General features: G+C 29.0%; 13 protein-coding genes and 1 pseudogene. 6 read left to right on the top strand and 8 right to left on the bottom strand.

Going from position 1 to position 17,055, the window contains the following annotated elements; genetic code table 11:
* The first annotated feature begins 16 nt into the window (after positions 1-16).
* Entirely contained in the window at positions 17-2,722 is a 2,706-nt protein-coding gene (locus NL275_RS01665) for an FAD-dependent oxidoreductase (RefSeq protein WP_253299793.1), read from the top strand.
* 7 nt (positions 2,723-2,729) lie between these two features.
* On the opposite strand, the gene bamD is transcribed toward NL275_RS01665, so the two are convergent.
* From bamD to nuoE, 4 genes are all read right to left on the bottom strand, one after another.
* Complete coding sequence (gene bamD, locus NL275_RS01660; protein WP_253299792.1) at positions 2,730-3,407, bottom strand: outer membrane protein assembly factor BamD; 678 nt, start codon at positions 3,405-3,407, stop codon at positions 2,730-2,732.
* A 206-nt stretch (positions 3,408-3,613) separates the two neighbouring features.
* Positions 3,614-4,927, bottom strand: a complete 1,314-nt coding sequence (locus NL275_RS01655) for an ankyrin repeat domain-containing protein (protein ID WP_253299791.1) — start codon at positions 4,925-4,927, stop codon at positions 3,614-3,616.
* Between the two features lie 109 nt (positions 4,928-5,036).
* Positions 5,037-6,236 (bottom strand): tRNA guanosine(34) transglycosylase Tgt, encoded by a 1,200-nt coding sequence (gene tgt, locus NL275_RS01650; RefSeq protein WP_253299790.1) that lies wholly within the window; start codon positions 6,234-6,236, stop codon positions 5,037-5,039.
* 249 nt (positions 6,237-6,485) lie between these two features.
* The gene (nuoE, locus tag NL275_RS01645) at positions 6,486-6,986 is read right to left on the bottom strand and encodes an NADH-quinone oxidoreductase subunit NuoE (RefSeq protein ID WP_253300225.1); all 501 of its coding nucleotides are present in this window, start codon (positions 6,984-6,986) and stop codon (positions 6,486-6,488) included.
* Between the two features lie 223 nt (positions 6,987-7,209).
* Between nuoE and NL275_RS01640 the strand changes: the two genes are divergently transcribed.
* The 5 genes and pseudogenes from NL275_RS01640 (at position 7,210) to NL275_RS02745 (ending at position 13,358) form a co-directional block, all read left to right on the top strand.
* Positions 7,210-7,569 carry a hypothetical protein gene (locus tag NL275_RS01640; RefSeq protein ID WP_253299789.1) on the top strand — a complete coding sequence of 120 codons (360 nt, stop codon included), beginning with the start codon at positions 7,210-7,212 and terminating at the stop codon, positions 7,567-7,569.
* A 47-nt stretch (positions 7,570-7,616) separates the two neighbouring features.
* Positions 7,617-7,826, top strand: a complete 210-nt coding sequence (locus tag NL275_RS01635) for a hypothetical protein (protein ID WP_253299788.1) — start codon at positions 7,617-7,619, stop codon at positions 7,824-7,826.
* A gap of 267 nt (positions 7,827-8,093) precedes the next feature.
* Positions 8,094-9,251, top strand: coding sequence for a 2-octaprenyl-6-methoxyphenyl hydroxylase (ubiH, locus tag NL275_RS01630; RefSeq protein ID WP_253299787.1), 1,158 nt, complete (start codon positions 8,094-8,096; stop codon positions 9,249-9,251).
* A gap of 98 nt (positions 9,252-9,349) precedes the next feature.
* Positions 9,350-10,642: a hypothetical protein gene (locus NL275_RS01625; RefSeq protein ID WP_253299786.1), complete on the top strand. Its 1,293-nt coding sequence runs from the start codon at positions 9,350-9,352 to the stop codon at positions 10,640-10,642.
* A gap of 146 nt (positions 10,643-10,788) precedes the next feature.
* Positions 10,789-13,358, top strand: a pseudogene (locus NL275_RS02745) (PD-(D/E)XK nuclease family protein).
* Here the strand turns inward: NL275_RS02745 and NL275_RS02715 are convergent.
* The 4 genes from NL275_RS02715 to NL275_RS01600 all read right to left on the bottom strand — a co-directional run.
* A complete protein-coding gene (locus tag NL275_RS02715) occupies positions 13,341-14,561 on the bottom strand; it encodes an AsmA-like C-terminal domain-containing protein (RefSeq protein WP_370107056.1) in 1,221 nt (406 codons plus the stop codon). The pseudogene NL275_RS02745 and the gene NL275_RS02715 sit on opposite strands and share 18 nt — an antisense overlap.
* Before the next feature lie 235 nt (positions 14,562-14,796).
* Positions 14,797-16,188: a YhdP family protein gene (locus NL275_RS02710; protein ID WP_370107054.1), complete on the bottom strand. Its 1,392-nt coding sequence runs from the start codon at positions 16,186-16,188 to the stop codon at positions 14,797-14,799.
* A gap of 52 nt (positions 16,189-16,240) precedes the next feature.
* Positions 16,241-16,678: a ribonuclease HI gene (gene rnhA / locus NL275_RS01605; RefSeq protein ID WP_253299783.1), complete on the bottom strand. Its 438-nt coding sequence runs from the start codon at positions 16,676-16,678 to the stop codon at positions 16,241-16,243.
* Positions 16,679-16,748: 70 nt separating this feature from the next.
* A partial coding sequence (locus NL275_RS01600; RefSeq protein WP_253299782.1) for a hypothetical protein occupies positions 16,749-17,055 on the bottom strand: 307 nt, incomplete at its 5' end.

Here is a 17,055-nt window from a genome sequence, read left to right as displayed (position 1 = left end):
ATAAGTAAATATATGAATGAACATAAATTTTAATATTTCATTTCTTAATCTATATTCTCGTGATAGATTGATCGAATTAGATCAAGTATTTTTAGATTATATTAACTCGTACAATGAGGATTTATTTAATTCATTAATTGAAGCAAGAAAAAAGCAAATTGGAAACAGTGAGTTAATAATAGATCTTTCATATTTACTTGAAGAATTTATTGTTAAACTTTTTTCTATTGAAAAAGAAGTAGAAGAATTAAGGAAAAAACATATTGATTTTTCTTTAATATATAAATGTAAAAGAGTGTTTGTTCAGCGCTATGCATTAAAGAAATATGCAAATTCAGAAATAAACATTGATTATGTTACTGATAAATTAAATAATTTCTTTGATTTACCAATTACAGAAAAAAAATTTGCTGAACAGGTTATGATTTGGTTCGAAGAACCAGAGCGATTCCAGATAGAACTAGATTTTGCAGCACAATACGCAGCGTGGAGAGTGAAAAATAAAGAAAGCATATTATTTAGTGTAAAGAGAAAAACTGACTATGAAAATCTTGTATTATGCTCTAAAAAAGAGATTGATGAAGTTGAGGTACTCTATTCAGATAAAATAAAAAGACGTTACGGATTTGATCTAACAAATAAAAAAACTAATTTAGATGAAGTATTAGATAATGCTAATTATTGTATAATTTGTCATAAACAAAATAAAGATAGTTGTTCAAAAGGTTTAATTAATAGTGATCAAACTTTTAAAAAATCTCCACTAAACATAGAGTTACATGGTTGTCCTTTAGAGCAAAAAATATCAGAAATGAATATAGTGAAAAGTGAAGGGTACAGCATAGCAAGTTTAGGAATTGTTATGATAGACAATCCTCTATGTGCTGCAACTGGTCACAGAATATGTAATGACTGTATGAATTCGTGCATATATCAGAAACAAGAACCTGTAAATGTTCCGATGATTGAAACTAGGGTTCTTGATGATGTACTTAATTTATCATATGGGTTTGAAATATATTCACTGCTTAGTCGTTGGAATCCTTTGAATTTTCAACGTCCATTTCCAAGAAAGAATACGAGAAGAAATGTTTTGGTTATTGGACTTGGACCTGCGGGTTTTAGTTTAGCGCATCACCTGTTGAACGATGGTCACAATGTTGTTGGTATTGATGGATTAAAAATTGAGCCATTAATTGATAATTTGCAGCTGATTAAAAATTTTAGATATGAAAAATTAAGTGAACGAGTAGCGTGTGGATTTGGAGGAGTTGCAGAATATGGCATTACTTCTAGGTGGGATAAAAATTACTTAAAAATCATTAGATTACTATTAGAAAGACGTGAAAATTTTTCACTTTATGGGGGAATTAATTTTGGAGGGACGGTTACTGTGAATAATGCTTTTGATTTGGGGTTTGACCACATCGCCTTAGCCCTTGGTTCGGGTAACCCTAGAATGATAAAAATGAAAAACATGTTAGCTAACATGGCATCAGATTTCTTGATGTCACTACAACTTACTGGTGCTATGAGATTTGATTCAATAGCAAATTTGCAAGTTCGTATGCCTATAGTAATTATAGGTGGTGGTCTTACTGCAATTGATACAGCAACAGAAACATTAGCATACTATCCCGTACAGATAGAAAAATTCCTTTCACGATATGAAGTATTGGTTGATAAGTACGGAAAAGATTACATTGAAAAAGAATGGACGGAAGAGGAATGTGAGATTGCAAATGAATTTATATTACATGCTAAATTAATTAGAGAAGAATATCAATTTGCTAAGCAAAATAATAAAGAACCTAAAATACTGGAGTTAATTCAGGAATGGGGAGGGGTTAAAGTTATATATAGAAAAGAATTAAATGATGCACCAAGCTATAGACTAAACAGCGAAGAAGTACAAAATGGATTGTCAGAAGGGATTTATTTTATTGAAAATCTCTTTCCTGTTGAAGTGATTGTAGATAAATATAATAGTGCTAAATTGCTCAAGCTAGTACATAGTAAATCTGGTGAAATAAAACATATAAAAGCACGCTCAATTTTTGTAGCAGCAGGCACTGAACCAAATACCGTTATTGCAACTGAAGATAAAAAACATTTTAAAGTAAAGAATGGATATTTTGTTCATCTAGATTCATCAGGAAAAGAAGTTGAGCCTGTGTTTTCACCGAAAATGGCAAATAAAGATAGAATATTAGTTTATAGAAAAGGAGATAAAACAATCAGCTTTTTTGGAGATTTACATCCATCATATAGTGGTAGTGTTGTTAAAGCTATGGCAAGTGCAAAAAATGGGTACCCAATTATTTCGCAGCTTTTAAATGAAATAAGAAATCTCAAACTAGAAAGCAATGAAGAATTCTTTTCTAAAATTAAAGAGCAATTCACGGCACAAGTTGTAAAAATTCAATATTTGACTAATAAAGTGATTGAGATAGCGATTAAAGCCCCACTTGCTGCAAGAAATTTTAAGCCTGGGCAATTTTTTAGATTACAGAATTTTGAAATTAATAGTAAAAGTGCTAAGAACACAAGACTTGCTATGGAAGGTATAGCTGTCACTGGTAGTGAAGTAGATAAGGAGAAAGGAATAATTTCTACTATTGTACTTGAAACTGGGGGTTCTACTAACTTATGCAAATACTTAAAGGAGGGTGAATTAATAGTTCTTATGGGTCCAACTGGTAGTCCTACTGAGATTTTTTAAATAAAAATTAGCTAATGTTAGCTAACATGGTTTCATACTTTTCAGCTTCTAATTCAAGGCCAAGAGCTAAGTGAGCTGCTACTAAATATTTTAGAGATTTAAATAAATAATGAGAATTTTTATAATCAATTATATTCTTAAAACGCTTTATTGCTGCCAAATATTCACCACGTCTAAAATAGAAGCTACCTATAGAATACTCTTTGGCTGCTATATGTTGTGTAACTAATTTTACTTTCTCATTTACATCATTTATATATTCACCATCCGGAAAAAGGTTCATGTATTCCGTAGCCAGTTCTAAGGTTTTGTATGCAATTTGCTGTTCAAGCTGTATTTTATTAATTTGCATATAGTAAGATAACATTCTCAAATAGTATGCATAAAATAAGTTATCATTGTTTGGATAAGTATCTATATATTCATTCATGTCAATTGCAGCATTACTATAATCACCCATATTATAATTGGACACGCCAGATAGTAACTTTGCCTTCATTGCCCAATAAGAAATGGGGTATAAATCTTCAATTTGTTGAAAAGCTCGGATAGCTTGCTTATATTTATCTTGGTTAAAAAGCTCAACTGCCTCCTCATATAAATCAACCTCATTCTTTTCAGCAGAAATTGCTGGTAATTGTACAGATAAGCAAATCAGAAAAATAAGAGATATAATTTTATGCATAGATATTATAGAATCAAACGTAAAGTATATACCTAAGTTTTATTAAAATAAATTAATTTTTGTATAATTTTGTTCATATTACAGCACATTTACAAAAAACTATAAAAATATAGTATAATTTATATAAGTAGCTGATTGCAATTTACTCTACCTAAATATTATGTAAATTTTACAAAGTACTACTGACATGTCAATCTAGCTCAAGCCTACATTTTATAATTTTCCTGAGCTCTATCATTTGTTTTGAAAGAAGATATTTTACAGCATTCAGTTACATCTAAACTGGTATTAGGTAGTATATAAGTGAAACCTAATCCCAACAGTGTTAATACTAGAGTGGTTGCAGCTATTTCAACAATAGCTAATTCCGAATAGTATTTAAGTATTAGTGGAAGGACTATAGTTGCAGTTAAAGTTATAGTTAACATTAGTGTTTTAGAACAAATTTTTTTATTATCTTTCTTACTGATTGTTAATGAAAGATTATTACCTTGATCTTCATTGTTTTTATCGTTTGTTACATCATTAATGTGAGTAGGATATAGATTACTTGTACTGCCTTCTTTATTTTGAGTTGGTTTATGTTGGTGTGGAATTTGTTTTGTCATTATACTTATGCTTCCATTCTCCTCTTTATTGCTTTGTGTCTCAGTATCTGTTTGTTTTTGCTGTACAGCTTTCATTACTACCTCAAACACACTATTATGTCTCGACTCAGTTCTATTATTTTTTACTTCTGCTTTTTCTAAAAGTTTTATTATATCTTCCAGATTATTGTCCCTAGCATAATCTAATGCAGTCTTGCCTTTACTATCTTGCAAATCTATTTGTGCTCCTTTTGCTAATAGAACATTTACTGACTTTATATTTTTCGAAATAACAGCAAGATGTAAAGGAGTCATTTTATGTTTATCTGGCCTATTAACCTGTGCTCCATTGCTTAATAGTAGCTCTATAAACTGATCTTTGCCTTTTATAGCAGCATGGTGCAATGCAGTTCTCTTATTCTGAAAATCTTCTATATCAATATGTGCACCATTTTGTATTAAGAGTTTTATAATTCCCTTTTGTTCAGAAGCAACAGCATCGTGCAGAGGAGTCATACCTCCTGTATCTTGTATGTCAAGTATGTATTTACCGATAATATGTGCTGCTTTTGTTATAAAAAGTTCTGCTATTTCTGTGCGGTGATTTTTGACAGCATAGTGTAAAGGAGTTTTTTCGTCATTATCTTGTACATCAATTTGTGCTTCTTTATTTAATAGAAATTGAATGACTTTTTGACAATTACCAATAGTAGCAATATGTAAAAATGTATAGGCTTTTTGTTCATTTTGCTCATTTATTACTGTAAATCTATAATTTATATTAAAATCATCATTTTTCCATAATTTATATGAATTATTAGTATCAAGTCTTTTTAATTTACTTTTTATTTTTTTTATTAATTTGTCTTGACTTATTTTTTTATCGTCATTTACCTTATTGAATAATTGTATAAATTCATTTAGCCTTAACATAAATTTCCATATATAATTAATTACTTTTTATTTAGGCATACCTTGATGAAAAAAAAGTAAAAAGCCAACCCAATTTAGTAGTAGTTTTTCTGCGCTAGAAAGATTTTTATTATATAGCACCAATCCAGTTATTTTTTTCCTGATTCAATCTATCATTTAAGATTGCCTGCCTTATTGATTCCATCAGCTTGTTCATAAAGAAAACGTTATGAATAGTGATTAATGTGTGAGCTAATATTTCTCTAGCTTTTAATAAATGATGTATATAAGCTCTTGAATATCTGCTGCATGTAAAACATAAACAATCACTTTCAATTGGACCTTCATCTAGCATAAACCTTTGGTTACGTAAATTAATGTGCTCTTTATTGCGAGAAGAAACGGAATTTCTACTCTTTATTTTAATTAATGCTCCGCCATGTCTTGCTAAACGAGTTGGATGAACGCAATCAAACGTATCAATACCTAAGCTTACTCCATGAAAAATATCTACAATGCCTCCAATACCAAGTAAATGAGTAGGTCTGTCTTTTTTTAACTGCTCCGTAGTAAAGGAAACCACGTCATACATCTGTTGTTTGCTTTGGCCAAGCGAGCCACCTATTGCTTGACCAAAAAATGGTAAATTATTGATAAAATTGCAACTTTCTTTTCGTAGATCTTGGTATATTCCTCCCTGGGTGATACCATATAAAGCCTGATTGCCTAAGTCATTTTTTTTAAATTCATTTAAAGAACGTTCAGCCCATTTGTGGCTCATTAACATTGATTTTTCTGTGTATTCTTTACTTACATGAAAAGGTGTACATTCATCTAATACGACAATCAAATCTGCACCTAATTTTTGCTGAATCTGTATTGATTTTTCAGGTGTTAAGCAATAAATTTTACCATTTATATATGAACGAAAAATTGCACCGTCTTCGTTGATTTTTATTAGTGTTTTTTGCTTGTTTCTTATTCCTTTTATTTCATCTGAAACTGATCCATATCCTAAACTAAATATCTGATATCCACCTGAATCAGTTAACATTGGCTTATTCCATCCCATCATTTTATGTAAGCCACCGAGTTTTGCAACTGTATCTTCTCCAGGTTGAAGCATTAAATGATAAGTATTGGAAAGTATAATTTGAGTACCTGCTTCATTAATTCTTTCGATATCTGCAGCTTTAATAGCAGCTTTTGTTGCACAAAATATAAATGCTGGTGTTTCTATGTTCCCATGAGGAGTTTTTATTGTTCCAATTCTTGCAGAACCTGATTGCTTGGTTATTTTAAACGAAAATTCTTCCTTTATTTCTTGCATAACCATTGTTTTGGTGAAAGATCATTCCTATCTGACATCATTTCCAGTATCTCTCTTCTTGTCATTTTACTATCCATCTTCTTGTCATCCCAGTGCGTGACGCTGGGATCTAAGCATGAAAATATTCGCAAATTATAAAATAGAAAACGGATTCTAGGAATGTATGTTAAAATAATGTCCGTGATAAAAACAAGATGGATCCCAGTGTCACGTACTGGGATGACAGATGATTTTATAACATGTCTATTATTATTCATTTGAAAGTTCTGTTATAATTTTTTCTATTTTTTCAGAAGTGAGATTTTCATAAAAATCATTGTTAATTTGTACAACGGGAGCATTTATACATGCACCCAAACATTCGACTTCCTTGAGAGTAAATAAATTATCTTTTGTTGTTTCACCTATATTAATTCCTAATTTATTTTTAATAGTACTTAGAATTTCTTCGCTATTACATAACCAACATGGTGTAGTTCTACACACTTGTATTAAGTATTTACCTACAGGCTTTAGGTTGTACATAGTGTAGAAATTTGCTACTTCATACACGCGAATATGAGGTACATGTAGTAAATCAGCAACATAACGCATAGCGAATCCTGGTACCCATCCAAGTTCTTCTTGCACCAAGTATAGTAAAGACATAACAGCACTTCCTTCTCTACCTTTTGGATACATTGCTATAAATTCCTTTGCTCTTTGTAGATTTTTTTCTGTGAAACTAAACTGGGCTTCTTTTTCTACCATGTATTGAATTAGTATGGACTTTATATCAGTAGTATAATCTGAAGAACCAAGAATTGCAATTTTTGGTTTTCTAAATATTTTCACTCATGTTTTTTATCTAGATCAAATGTAAAAAAGCAAACCATGTTAGCAAATATTTAGAGGAGTAAATAAAATAATATTTTATCTTGAAAATTAATTTTTTATATATATAATATATATTATTAATAGTATTGGTAAAATTATGAATAATACAAACAATCAAGAAAAATTTATAGAAATACTTTCAACGATAGTAATATTAAGTAAAGAGGAAGAGATAAAATCTTATAGAAAAGAATTATCAGAAACTATTGAATCATTGGCAAAAGGAGGCCAGATTAATAGTCTAATCGAAATTCCTGGACGCGATGATAAAATTACTCCACTTGATTTGGTGATTTTTTTTGATTCTCAGGGTAATACAAGGCTAAATAATCCTTTATTGAGAGAATTAGAAGAGAGGATTAGGAATTTAGGGGAAACTGAAACAGAAAGAATCCCAACAAGACTAACAGATGTCACACTTGTACCATTTCATCAGGTCAGGAGATTAGAGATTTAGGGGGAATTGAAATAAATATTAAACCAGAACATAGTATATCAGAAACGTTGTCAACAAGTTCGGTAACGGATGAAGAAAATCCAGTATTAGAAGAGGTTATCAATGCTATTGGAATTTTAGAATTAGAAGGGAGAATAAATGCTATTGAAGTAAATAGACCGCATGAAGATTCAGAAAATCCTAATAGCTCTGTAACAGATTCTGGCCTAGAGGAAACCATTAGAAACAGAGGGGCTAGGGGGGGTGTAATTTTATAGAGTTAAGTGCAGTGAAAATCATTTGCGAAAATTGCTTAACAAAGCTAATACTCTCTCTGTAGTATTAGCCTGAATATTACTTCACCATTGTAATCTGAAGAACCAAGAATTGCAACTTTTGGTTTTATGAATATTTTTACCCGTAATGGTAAGTATATTACTTAAAAAGGGGAATGAGTTTATTTTACTATATCATGAAGGAGTATAAATCATTTAATTTACTTTAAAAAAAATATCAAATATAGTTTGAAACTGAATGTAAATAAAATGAACTATGATGTAATTATTTCAGGTGGAGGATTAATTGGGCTCATTACTGCAATTGGATTGAGTCAAAATTCTATATCCGCTGCAGTGATTGAGAAAGATACTTTACCACGTATTCCTTGTGATAACAGGGCATTTGCCATTTCGCAAGGTTCAAAGAAAATTTTAGAAAAATTAGGCATTTGGCAATTCATAGAGAAAGAAGCTGAACCTATACTTGATATATGTATACTAGATGCAGATAGTCCATTTACTGTACATTATGACCATAAAATGATTGGCGAAGAGCCGATGGGATATGTGGTTGATAGCGCTATAATATGGAATACAATTAATAGTCATTTTTTAAATCAACTTAATATATTTTCTCCTCACTCATATCAAATAGTTACCTGTGATTCAGGATACGTAGAAGTTGCTCTTGATGATCAAAAAAAGTTAACGTCTCAGTTATTTATTTGCGCTGAGGGTAAAAGTTCTAAAATACCAGAATTGTTTTCTATGCCAAAAATAAAATTTAATTACAAGCAAAGTAGTATAGTATGCAATGTAAAACATGAATTACATCATGAAAATTTGGCAGTGGAACGTTTTTTTTCTGATGGTCCATTTGCAATTTTACCAATGAAGGGCGGGTATCTTTCTTCAATAGTGTGGACAAGTAGTTGTGAAATTGCAGAAATGCTTATGAGTTTATCTGATGAGGAGTTTATTGTAGAGCTTAAAAAAAGATTTGGTTCTTATTTAGGTGAAATTGAGCTATTAGGTACAAGAGGAGTGTATCCTTTAAGTTTTTCTTTTGTAAAGAGATTATACAAAAATAGGGTTTTACTAATTGGCGATGCAGCGCATGCAATTCATCCAGTTGCAGGTCAGGGACTAAATCTTGGAATAAGAGATGTAGAAAGTGTAATAAGGCATGCAGCTAATGCAAAAGTGTCGGGTATTGATATAGGAAGTAATTACTTACTGCAAAAAATCTCACGTGATAGGTTATTTGATAATGTTAGCATGGCACTAGCAACTGATGGATTAAATAGAGTTTTTTCTAACAGAATATTTTGCATTAAGGTGTTAAGGAATTTTGGTTTAATGATAGTTGAAAATTCTAGTTTGCTTAAAAAACGCTTTATTCAACACGCAATGGGTTTTTTTTAATTCAATTGAAAAAAATATTTCATGTAGTCGATTCTTCCTGCTTAAGTTATTTTTCACAGTTTATTTGTAGGCTTAGTTTTTTATAAAGGAGTAAAATTATGAGAGAATACCTTGTGGGTGAAGGAATAATTACGGCTGCAAATGCTTTTGGATCTATAGTATTACAAGAAGAAAATAAGTCAACCAAGGGTAACTTTAGTGTGAAGATAGAAAAAATTTCTAAGGAAATTGACAATTGTCTAGAACTTCTCGACAGCAAAGTGATTGTTGGTTTAGAGCACACTGCTAAACAAGTGAAAGATAGATTAAAAGATGCTGTTCTGGAGTTAGAAAAATTAAATAATAATCCTTCTGAAGGTACAGATAAAATAAGTGAAATGATACAACATAATGTATCAAATGCACAAAATGATCTTTGTGTAAATTTTTGTCATATTGGTGACATAATAAAAAAAAGCTACAAGAATTTATCTAAAGTTGACGACACCAAACAATACTTTGATACTGCTGTAAAGACAAATCCAGACTTACAAAACTATGAATCTTCAACAGATAAAGTTGAATTATCTAGTTTACTTACAGATTTGACAAAAATTACCGATGAGATTGGATCAGAACTACTTAATATTTCTGATAAATTTTCTTCTTTCACTGATACATATGGTGCAAATTGTAGAAAGCTTCAGATAAAAACTAAAGAAGATATAGAAAATCAATTTAAAATAAACATTCATTATATGACGAATCACGAATTTAAAAACTATATAAAACATTATAAAAGTTCCTTGAGTCCTCAAGATCTTAGAGAGATACATGCAGAAATATATCCTAAACAACTAGAAAGATTGACTGATTTATTAAATGAACATGAAAAGAGTAGTTCTGACTGTTTTTCATCAAAAAAATTTAATATGAAACTTGTTAATGCAGACTTAAATAGCATTACTAAGCAGATTGATGATTATATATCACATATCAAGAATGATCTTATTGTACCTTTCAAAAATAGTGCTAACCAAGTTAAAGATAGCTTAAAAAATGCTTCTCTTAAGATATCTGAATTTGCTAGTAAGCACTCTGATTTAGATTTAGAATACATAACTAACGCTATTAAAACAACCTTGTTGAATAAGAAGCAAGCAGTCCTTTCGGATCTAAAAATCATCACTAAAGACATTGAAAAAGGCTTAAAAGATACTCTTAAATTTGCTGAGTGTACTAAAAGCTCCTTAGATGAAATGAGTAAAGATGTAGATACATCACATCTAAAAACCACTGCTGATTCGATGATTGAGAATTTCAAAAACTATGATAAGCATGTCAGTGAATTTGCTACAACACATCAATTGTTACTTGATACTCCAGTACAAGACAGCTGCTTTTTAGGTTAATTTTTATCATCTTACTAAAGTAATAGTCTACTGAAGAAGGATACCACTACAGTGGTATCCTTCTTCACTTCTGCTACAATTTTGAAACGTTTATCTTTGAGATTAAGTTATATACAATAGAATACTTTCTTAATTAAGATATTTGAGTGGGCAAAACTTTTTCTATCAATACAGATGAATCTTTTTTTTATACACTAGTTGAGCACATACTATCGTCATATAAAGAAACAGAATTACCTGAGTTAAAAATAATATTACCCTACAAGTCAGATATATTAGCACTATTGAATGCATTTAAAAATTATAATACTAAAAAATGCATAATTTTACCAGAAATTGTTTCACTAGAAAATATTGACGAAGAAGATTTGATATTAAATCTCGATGAAGTTAAAGTAATCAACCCAATAAAGCGAATACTCTTATTGATTAAATTTATTCTAAAGTGGAATGAGGAAAATAATGATAACTTTTCCATCGATTTAGCGTATGATCTTGCATCACTATTGAATACAATTCAAATTTTTAATGTAACAGATAATAGTGGTGATTATTCAAGAAAAACAGATAATTTCATAGATTTACTTAGAAAGAATTGGAGTAAAACTTTAAAAGAAATTGGAGTAATAGATATCCTAGAACATAAGAATAATTACATAAATAACATGATAGTTTCATTAAAGGAAAATCAGCATATTATTTTTGTTGGAATTGGAAGAAATGAGAATTGTAAATCCTTGATCAAGCGAATATATAACTTACCTAATGGACAAATTATTTTACCCAATCTTAATTTTAAGATTAGAGAAAAAGATTGGCAAAAGCTTGATAAAAAACATTATCAATACTGTCTTAAAAATTTGTTGAGTGACCTAAAAATAAGTAGAAATGATGTTCACTCCTTAAGTAAAAAATCGGATCAAATTATTGATGAAATATTTGATACAACATCTGATCTAAGTAAAGTTAAAAATCAAAATAATTGCAGTAACATTGAAATTATTATCTGTGATTCTGTAGAAGAAGAAGCACAGGTTATTTCTTTAATTACCAGAAATGAAGGCTTGAAAGATGTTTCATTATTCACTAATAATCAGTTGCTTGCAACTCGCGTAGAATGCTTACTGAAGCAAGGTAATATAGAAAACTATCAGTATATAATGCTTTTACTTTACAGCATTAATACACTCACTTCAAATTGGAACAGCATAGAACTACTCTCACTTCTAAAACACCCCCTAATAACTTTTAATTATACTAAAGAAAAATATAATAAAATTATATCAGAATTTGAAATAGAGATACTGCGTAATTTTAATGTAAATGATTTAAAAAAGATCATTTATATGATTAACAAGAACAAAAAGATAAAATATAAAGAAGATATAATATATATAATCAATACTTTACAAGCAATATTTAATCCTTTAATCCATATTATTAATCATTCTATTTATAAAATAGCTATAACGCATTTAAAATGTATAGAAATGCTCTCTGGCTCACATTTAAGTAATGAAGTGAGAAATTATATGTCTAACTTTATAAATGCATGTGAAGATGTAAACTTTAGGTGCTCTTTAGATTTATATAGCAAAATCCTTACATTATTTCTTAAAAGAATTTTTTCTCCAAGATAAATAAATTTAGTTTACATAAAACAAGTACTATTATAGTTGCTGATTTTAATGAATCACTCAATTTTAAAAATCCATTTTTATGTTCTTTAATGAATGAAATTCCTTCTACTCAAGAAGAGCAAGGGCATTTTTTATACACTTTATATAATTTATTTTGCACACATAAGGTTTATATCACACGATCTATAAATCAGAGAAAATCAATTTTTTTACAACGCATTGAAATGTTTTTTCGGGAGCAACAAGCTTATAGAGAGTGGGTAAAAATGCTTCATAAACCTGAATATGTATTACAATGCAAACAACCTATGCCAAAGCCAAGTTCTCAAGTAAGAAGAAAAAAAATGCAAGAAATGTCTTGCAGTGCAGTAGAAAAGTTAATTCGCAACCCTTATTCATTTTACATTGAATACATACTTAATCTTAAAAAACTTCGTAACTTAAATTCTAAGCCATCTATATTAGAATTTGGCATTATGGTGCATAGTATCTTTGAAAAATACTTACAAAACACATGCAATGATTGCATGGAGATAGCAAAAAATGAATTTTTCTCTAGTAAATTTAACTTTTCAAGTATGTGGTGGGTAAGGTTGCAAAAGATAGTTCAATCTTTCATTGAACTGAATAAAACCAGAAGTAAATATATCGAGGTAGAAAAAAAATTTTCCTTTCCAGCTTTAAAGGAAATTTTAATTACAGCAAAATGTGACAGGGTTGAGTATTTATCAGGTGATCAAATAGTAATAATAGACTATAAATTTGGAGCAATACCTTCTCATGATGAAGTGATGTCTGGATTTTTTCCACAATTAATTTTGCAAGCTTTAGCAGTGGAGTATATAACTAGAAAAGAAACATCAGAACTTGCTTATTGGAAGTTCGATTATGATCAAATAAAAATCACCTCATTAGAAAAATATAAAGAAAGAATGATAGAATTTCAAGAGATTATACCTATTTTTTTATCTAAATATTTAAATGAAGATACTGCATTTATTGCATCACCATACTGGTATCAATTTCTCAAATTTAATAATTATACACACCTAGAAAGATTAAAGGAGTGGTTGTAAAGATTTACTTTCCTTTTGTATATAACTTTTGATATTTTGATTAGTCTTTATCATAATACGGTCAAAAATTCCCAACATTCTTTTTAATAAACTTGGTGTTAAAGAGGAAATAAAATTAACAGAAACATTACTGTTGTTACTATCTCCATTTGCTTTATAGTCTATTCCGATAACTCCTCTACTTTTTCCACCTGTCAAAAGTTTTCCAATTATAGGTATTTTTAATAAAAACTTATTCATTGAATAAGCTGGTATAACTTGACCTGTAACATTAAATCTACTATTTTTAATATCTAAATTACCACTAGTAATCATACCTAACTCTGTTCCCTCAAGCAACGATTCCTCAATTTCAACAATACTATTGCTATATGTAAAAGGTATATTACATCTATAAAAATATATACCTTCTTTTTTAAGAGTATTTACAATACCAGGAAGTGAGGACATAGAAAGTAAAGTGGTAAGTATAGGTGCATCTTTAATGTAGAAATTACTAATAGATACCATACCATAGTGTTTTGTATCGCCTCTTTGAGGGGATAGGTAAAAAGATAGTTTCCCATTTTTAACTGAATTACTGATACCAAGAGAACGAAAAAGCATTTCTGCATCATCTGCATAAATTTCGAAGCCTATTTCACTATATTTTGCTAATATATTACTGTTTTCATCTTGTAAAAACTTTCCTGTAAAATGACTTCCATTACAGTTACCTTGAACACAAGTTAAATTTAATTCAGCATTATTAATGATAATATCATCTTTCATAAGTATTGTATCAACACGCATATTAACTCCTATGTCCCTCTCTGAACCATTATTGCTCTTAGTAAAAAACCCTAAAATATCACCCAAATGAATCTTTTCACCATCGATACTTACAGTAGTTTTCTTTTTATTTAGCTCAACCTCTATATTAAAATTATTATTAGGTAAATTGAAGATAGTAGATCTTAAAAATAAATTTTCATTTTCTAATTTTCCATTCAACTTTATATCTATATCATTTCCTGTAATATCTAATTTATTGAATAAAAATTTATCTTCACCTACCATATTCACAGAAAATATAATTTTATTGTGATCTTCAGAGCGATTTTTCCATCCTAGATAACTTGAATGTAAAATAAGATCAGACAAATCTATATCACCATTGATAAACCCTACATTATTTGAATCGACCATTGATTCTATATTCACACTTATATAACCATCTATATCTTGATATATCTGAGCTGGTAAATCGCCTTTAATTTTATAAGAAAAATTTTTATTATGCTCTTTAAAATCAATAGTAGCTGCTTATTGTTTATTATACCGCTACTATTTAAGTCTATAAAATCATTACCAAAGTTAAGTTTCACATCATGTTTACCAATACTCCCATTATAAATAATCAAATCATCAATTTTTATGTCAAAATTAGCCAAAAATTCTACTTTTTTATTGTCAGCGTGTAAGTTAAAACTTGAATATTGAATTTAGAATTTACATTTCCACTCAAATTAGTTTCTTTAATTTCTACAACTTTATCTAACTTAAACTTAATGGGTTCATATAATGAATATGCACTACCTAACGCCTGACCACGTACAATTAATAATGCATCATTTTTGTTGAAAGAATTCATTTGAACTTCACCTTCAATCACATTAAAACCCTGAAATTGAGCATGATCGAAAGTAATATCAAGATTATTATTTTTTATCTTCAAGCTACCATTTAATTTTTCTATTAGTGCAAAATCATCATCAAATTTTATACTACCGTTTTCTACATCAGCAGTTACTTGAGCGTCTGATAGACTGCCGCTATTAACTTTGCCGCTAAAGGCTATGATCGTATTTAAAATATCACCATCAACATTATAACAAAGCCAATTTTTAAATTCATTACTTAGCAATTCATCTGGCACATATGAACACAAATCTTTTATAGTAAATTTATTAATATTAACTCTAAGTAAGGCATTTTCTGTTCCAAGATTTACTTTACCTATTAAAGAAATATATATATCTGCTAATTTTAAATGAAAATTTTTTACACTAATAATATTATTGTAATATGTAAGTTTTACATTCACATTATTTAATATTGTTGGATTCGTATTAGCACTGAATATGTTTAAATCCCCTGCTAAAATTTCATTTTTCTGATTAATTTTTAGTAAAAAATCACCTTTAAATTCTGTGTCTTTACTTAATTTATTGCTTTCAATCAATGAAGAAAAATTACTAAATAATCCTAATTTAAGGTTGTGAAAATCTCCATACAAGTGAAATAAATTATTGTGCTTCTTTATTGTAATTACTAAGTTATCTAGTATTTCTTTATTATCTCGTGTACGAATATTAATACTTAAATTTTCTTTTTTACTTAGATGAAATCTATCAATATAAATTTCATCTTCTGTACCTTTATTAATAGCAACATTAGTAAATTCAATCTTTGCATTTTGGTTCAATTTTAAAAAAAATTTTGATGCAATCTGCAATGAATTTTTTAAATCAAACTTTACTGCTTTAAAGTTAGTTTTTTTATTCACATGTACATATGCCTCATCAATCAAAATTTGAGAGAAATTAACTTTCATTCTCAATAAAGAGCTCATTTTGAAATATATGAAAAGCTTAGGAATTTTGATAATAAAATCAGAATTTTTTACTACTAAACCTGTAATTATTAAACATGATTCCTTATTATTCGTCTTTAAGATAAGAGAAGTATTTTTGATGTCTACATTAGAGTTATTAGATATTTTATTCTTTAAGTAAAAATTAATATAATTAACATTGATTTCCGTAGAATCATCAATTTTTAAGTACAATATAAGACAAGATGTTAGAAAAAAAATTGTGAAAAATAATATGGCAATTTTTTTAAGCATTACCAATGGCTTTTCTTGCTAGAAAATCGGCTTCCTCGTTGTATTTATCACCATTATGAGCCTTAACCCAATGCCAATTAATTTGATGTTGTAAAGAAACACTATATAACTCCTTCCATAGCTCGGTATTTTTTACTGGCTTTTTATTACTTGTCTTCCAACCATTTATTCTCCATTTATTTATCCATTCTGTTATACCATTTTTAATATAAGTACTATCCGTGTAAAGATTAATATTACAAGAAGTTTTTAATGCTTTTAACCCATTAATTACTGCCATCAATTCCATTTTATTATTTGTAGTATTTTCCTCACTACCAAAAATATTCTCTCTTTGTGTTGGGAGTAATATAACCGCTGCCCACCCTCCAGGACCAGGGTTACCTGAACATGCTCCATCGGTGTATATTGTTACTTCCTTCTTGACCACTCTTGTAATAAAAACTAAGTTAATAACATTAAAATTATACTAAGTACAATTACAATATCAATTAACTTATTTATCCTCTGAAAATAAAGGTTGTACCTTTCTGTTCATTAGATTTTCTAGTCCAACTATCCCAACTAACGGTCTGACCTTGATCATTGGGCTTTTTATCATTTAAACCTTTTTTTTGCTCTCCCATTACTGTTTTCACAGGAAATGAAGAATATTTTTGATTCTGACGTTCCCTTAAAATATTTTGAGGACATTTCTGTTTTTGTGTATAATCTATTTCTAATTTTGGTGCGTTCTCGCAATATTTTTGCATATTACCTACAGTAACAACAGTAGATTTATCTTGATTAGGTAAATTTAATTTATCT

It is taken from the genome of Wolbachia endosymbiont of Chironomus riparius, from assembly GCF_918315375.1.
Note: the sequence above shows the minus strand (reverse complement) of the source record. Positions and strands in the feature narration are given on the sequence as shown.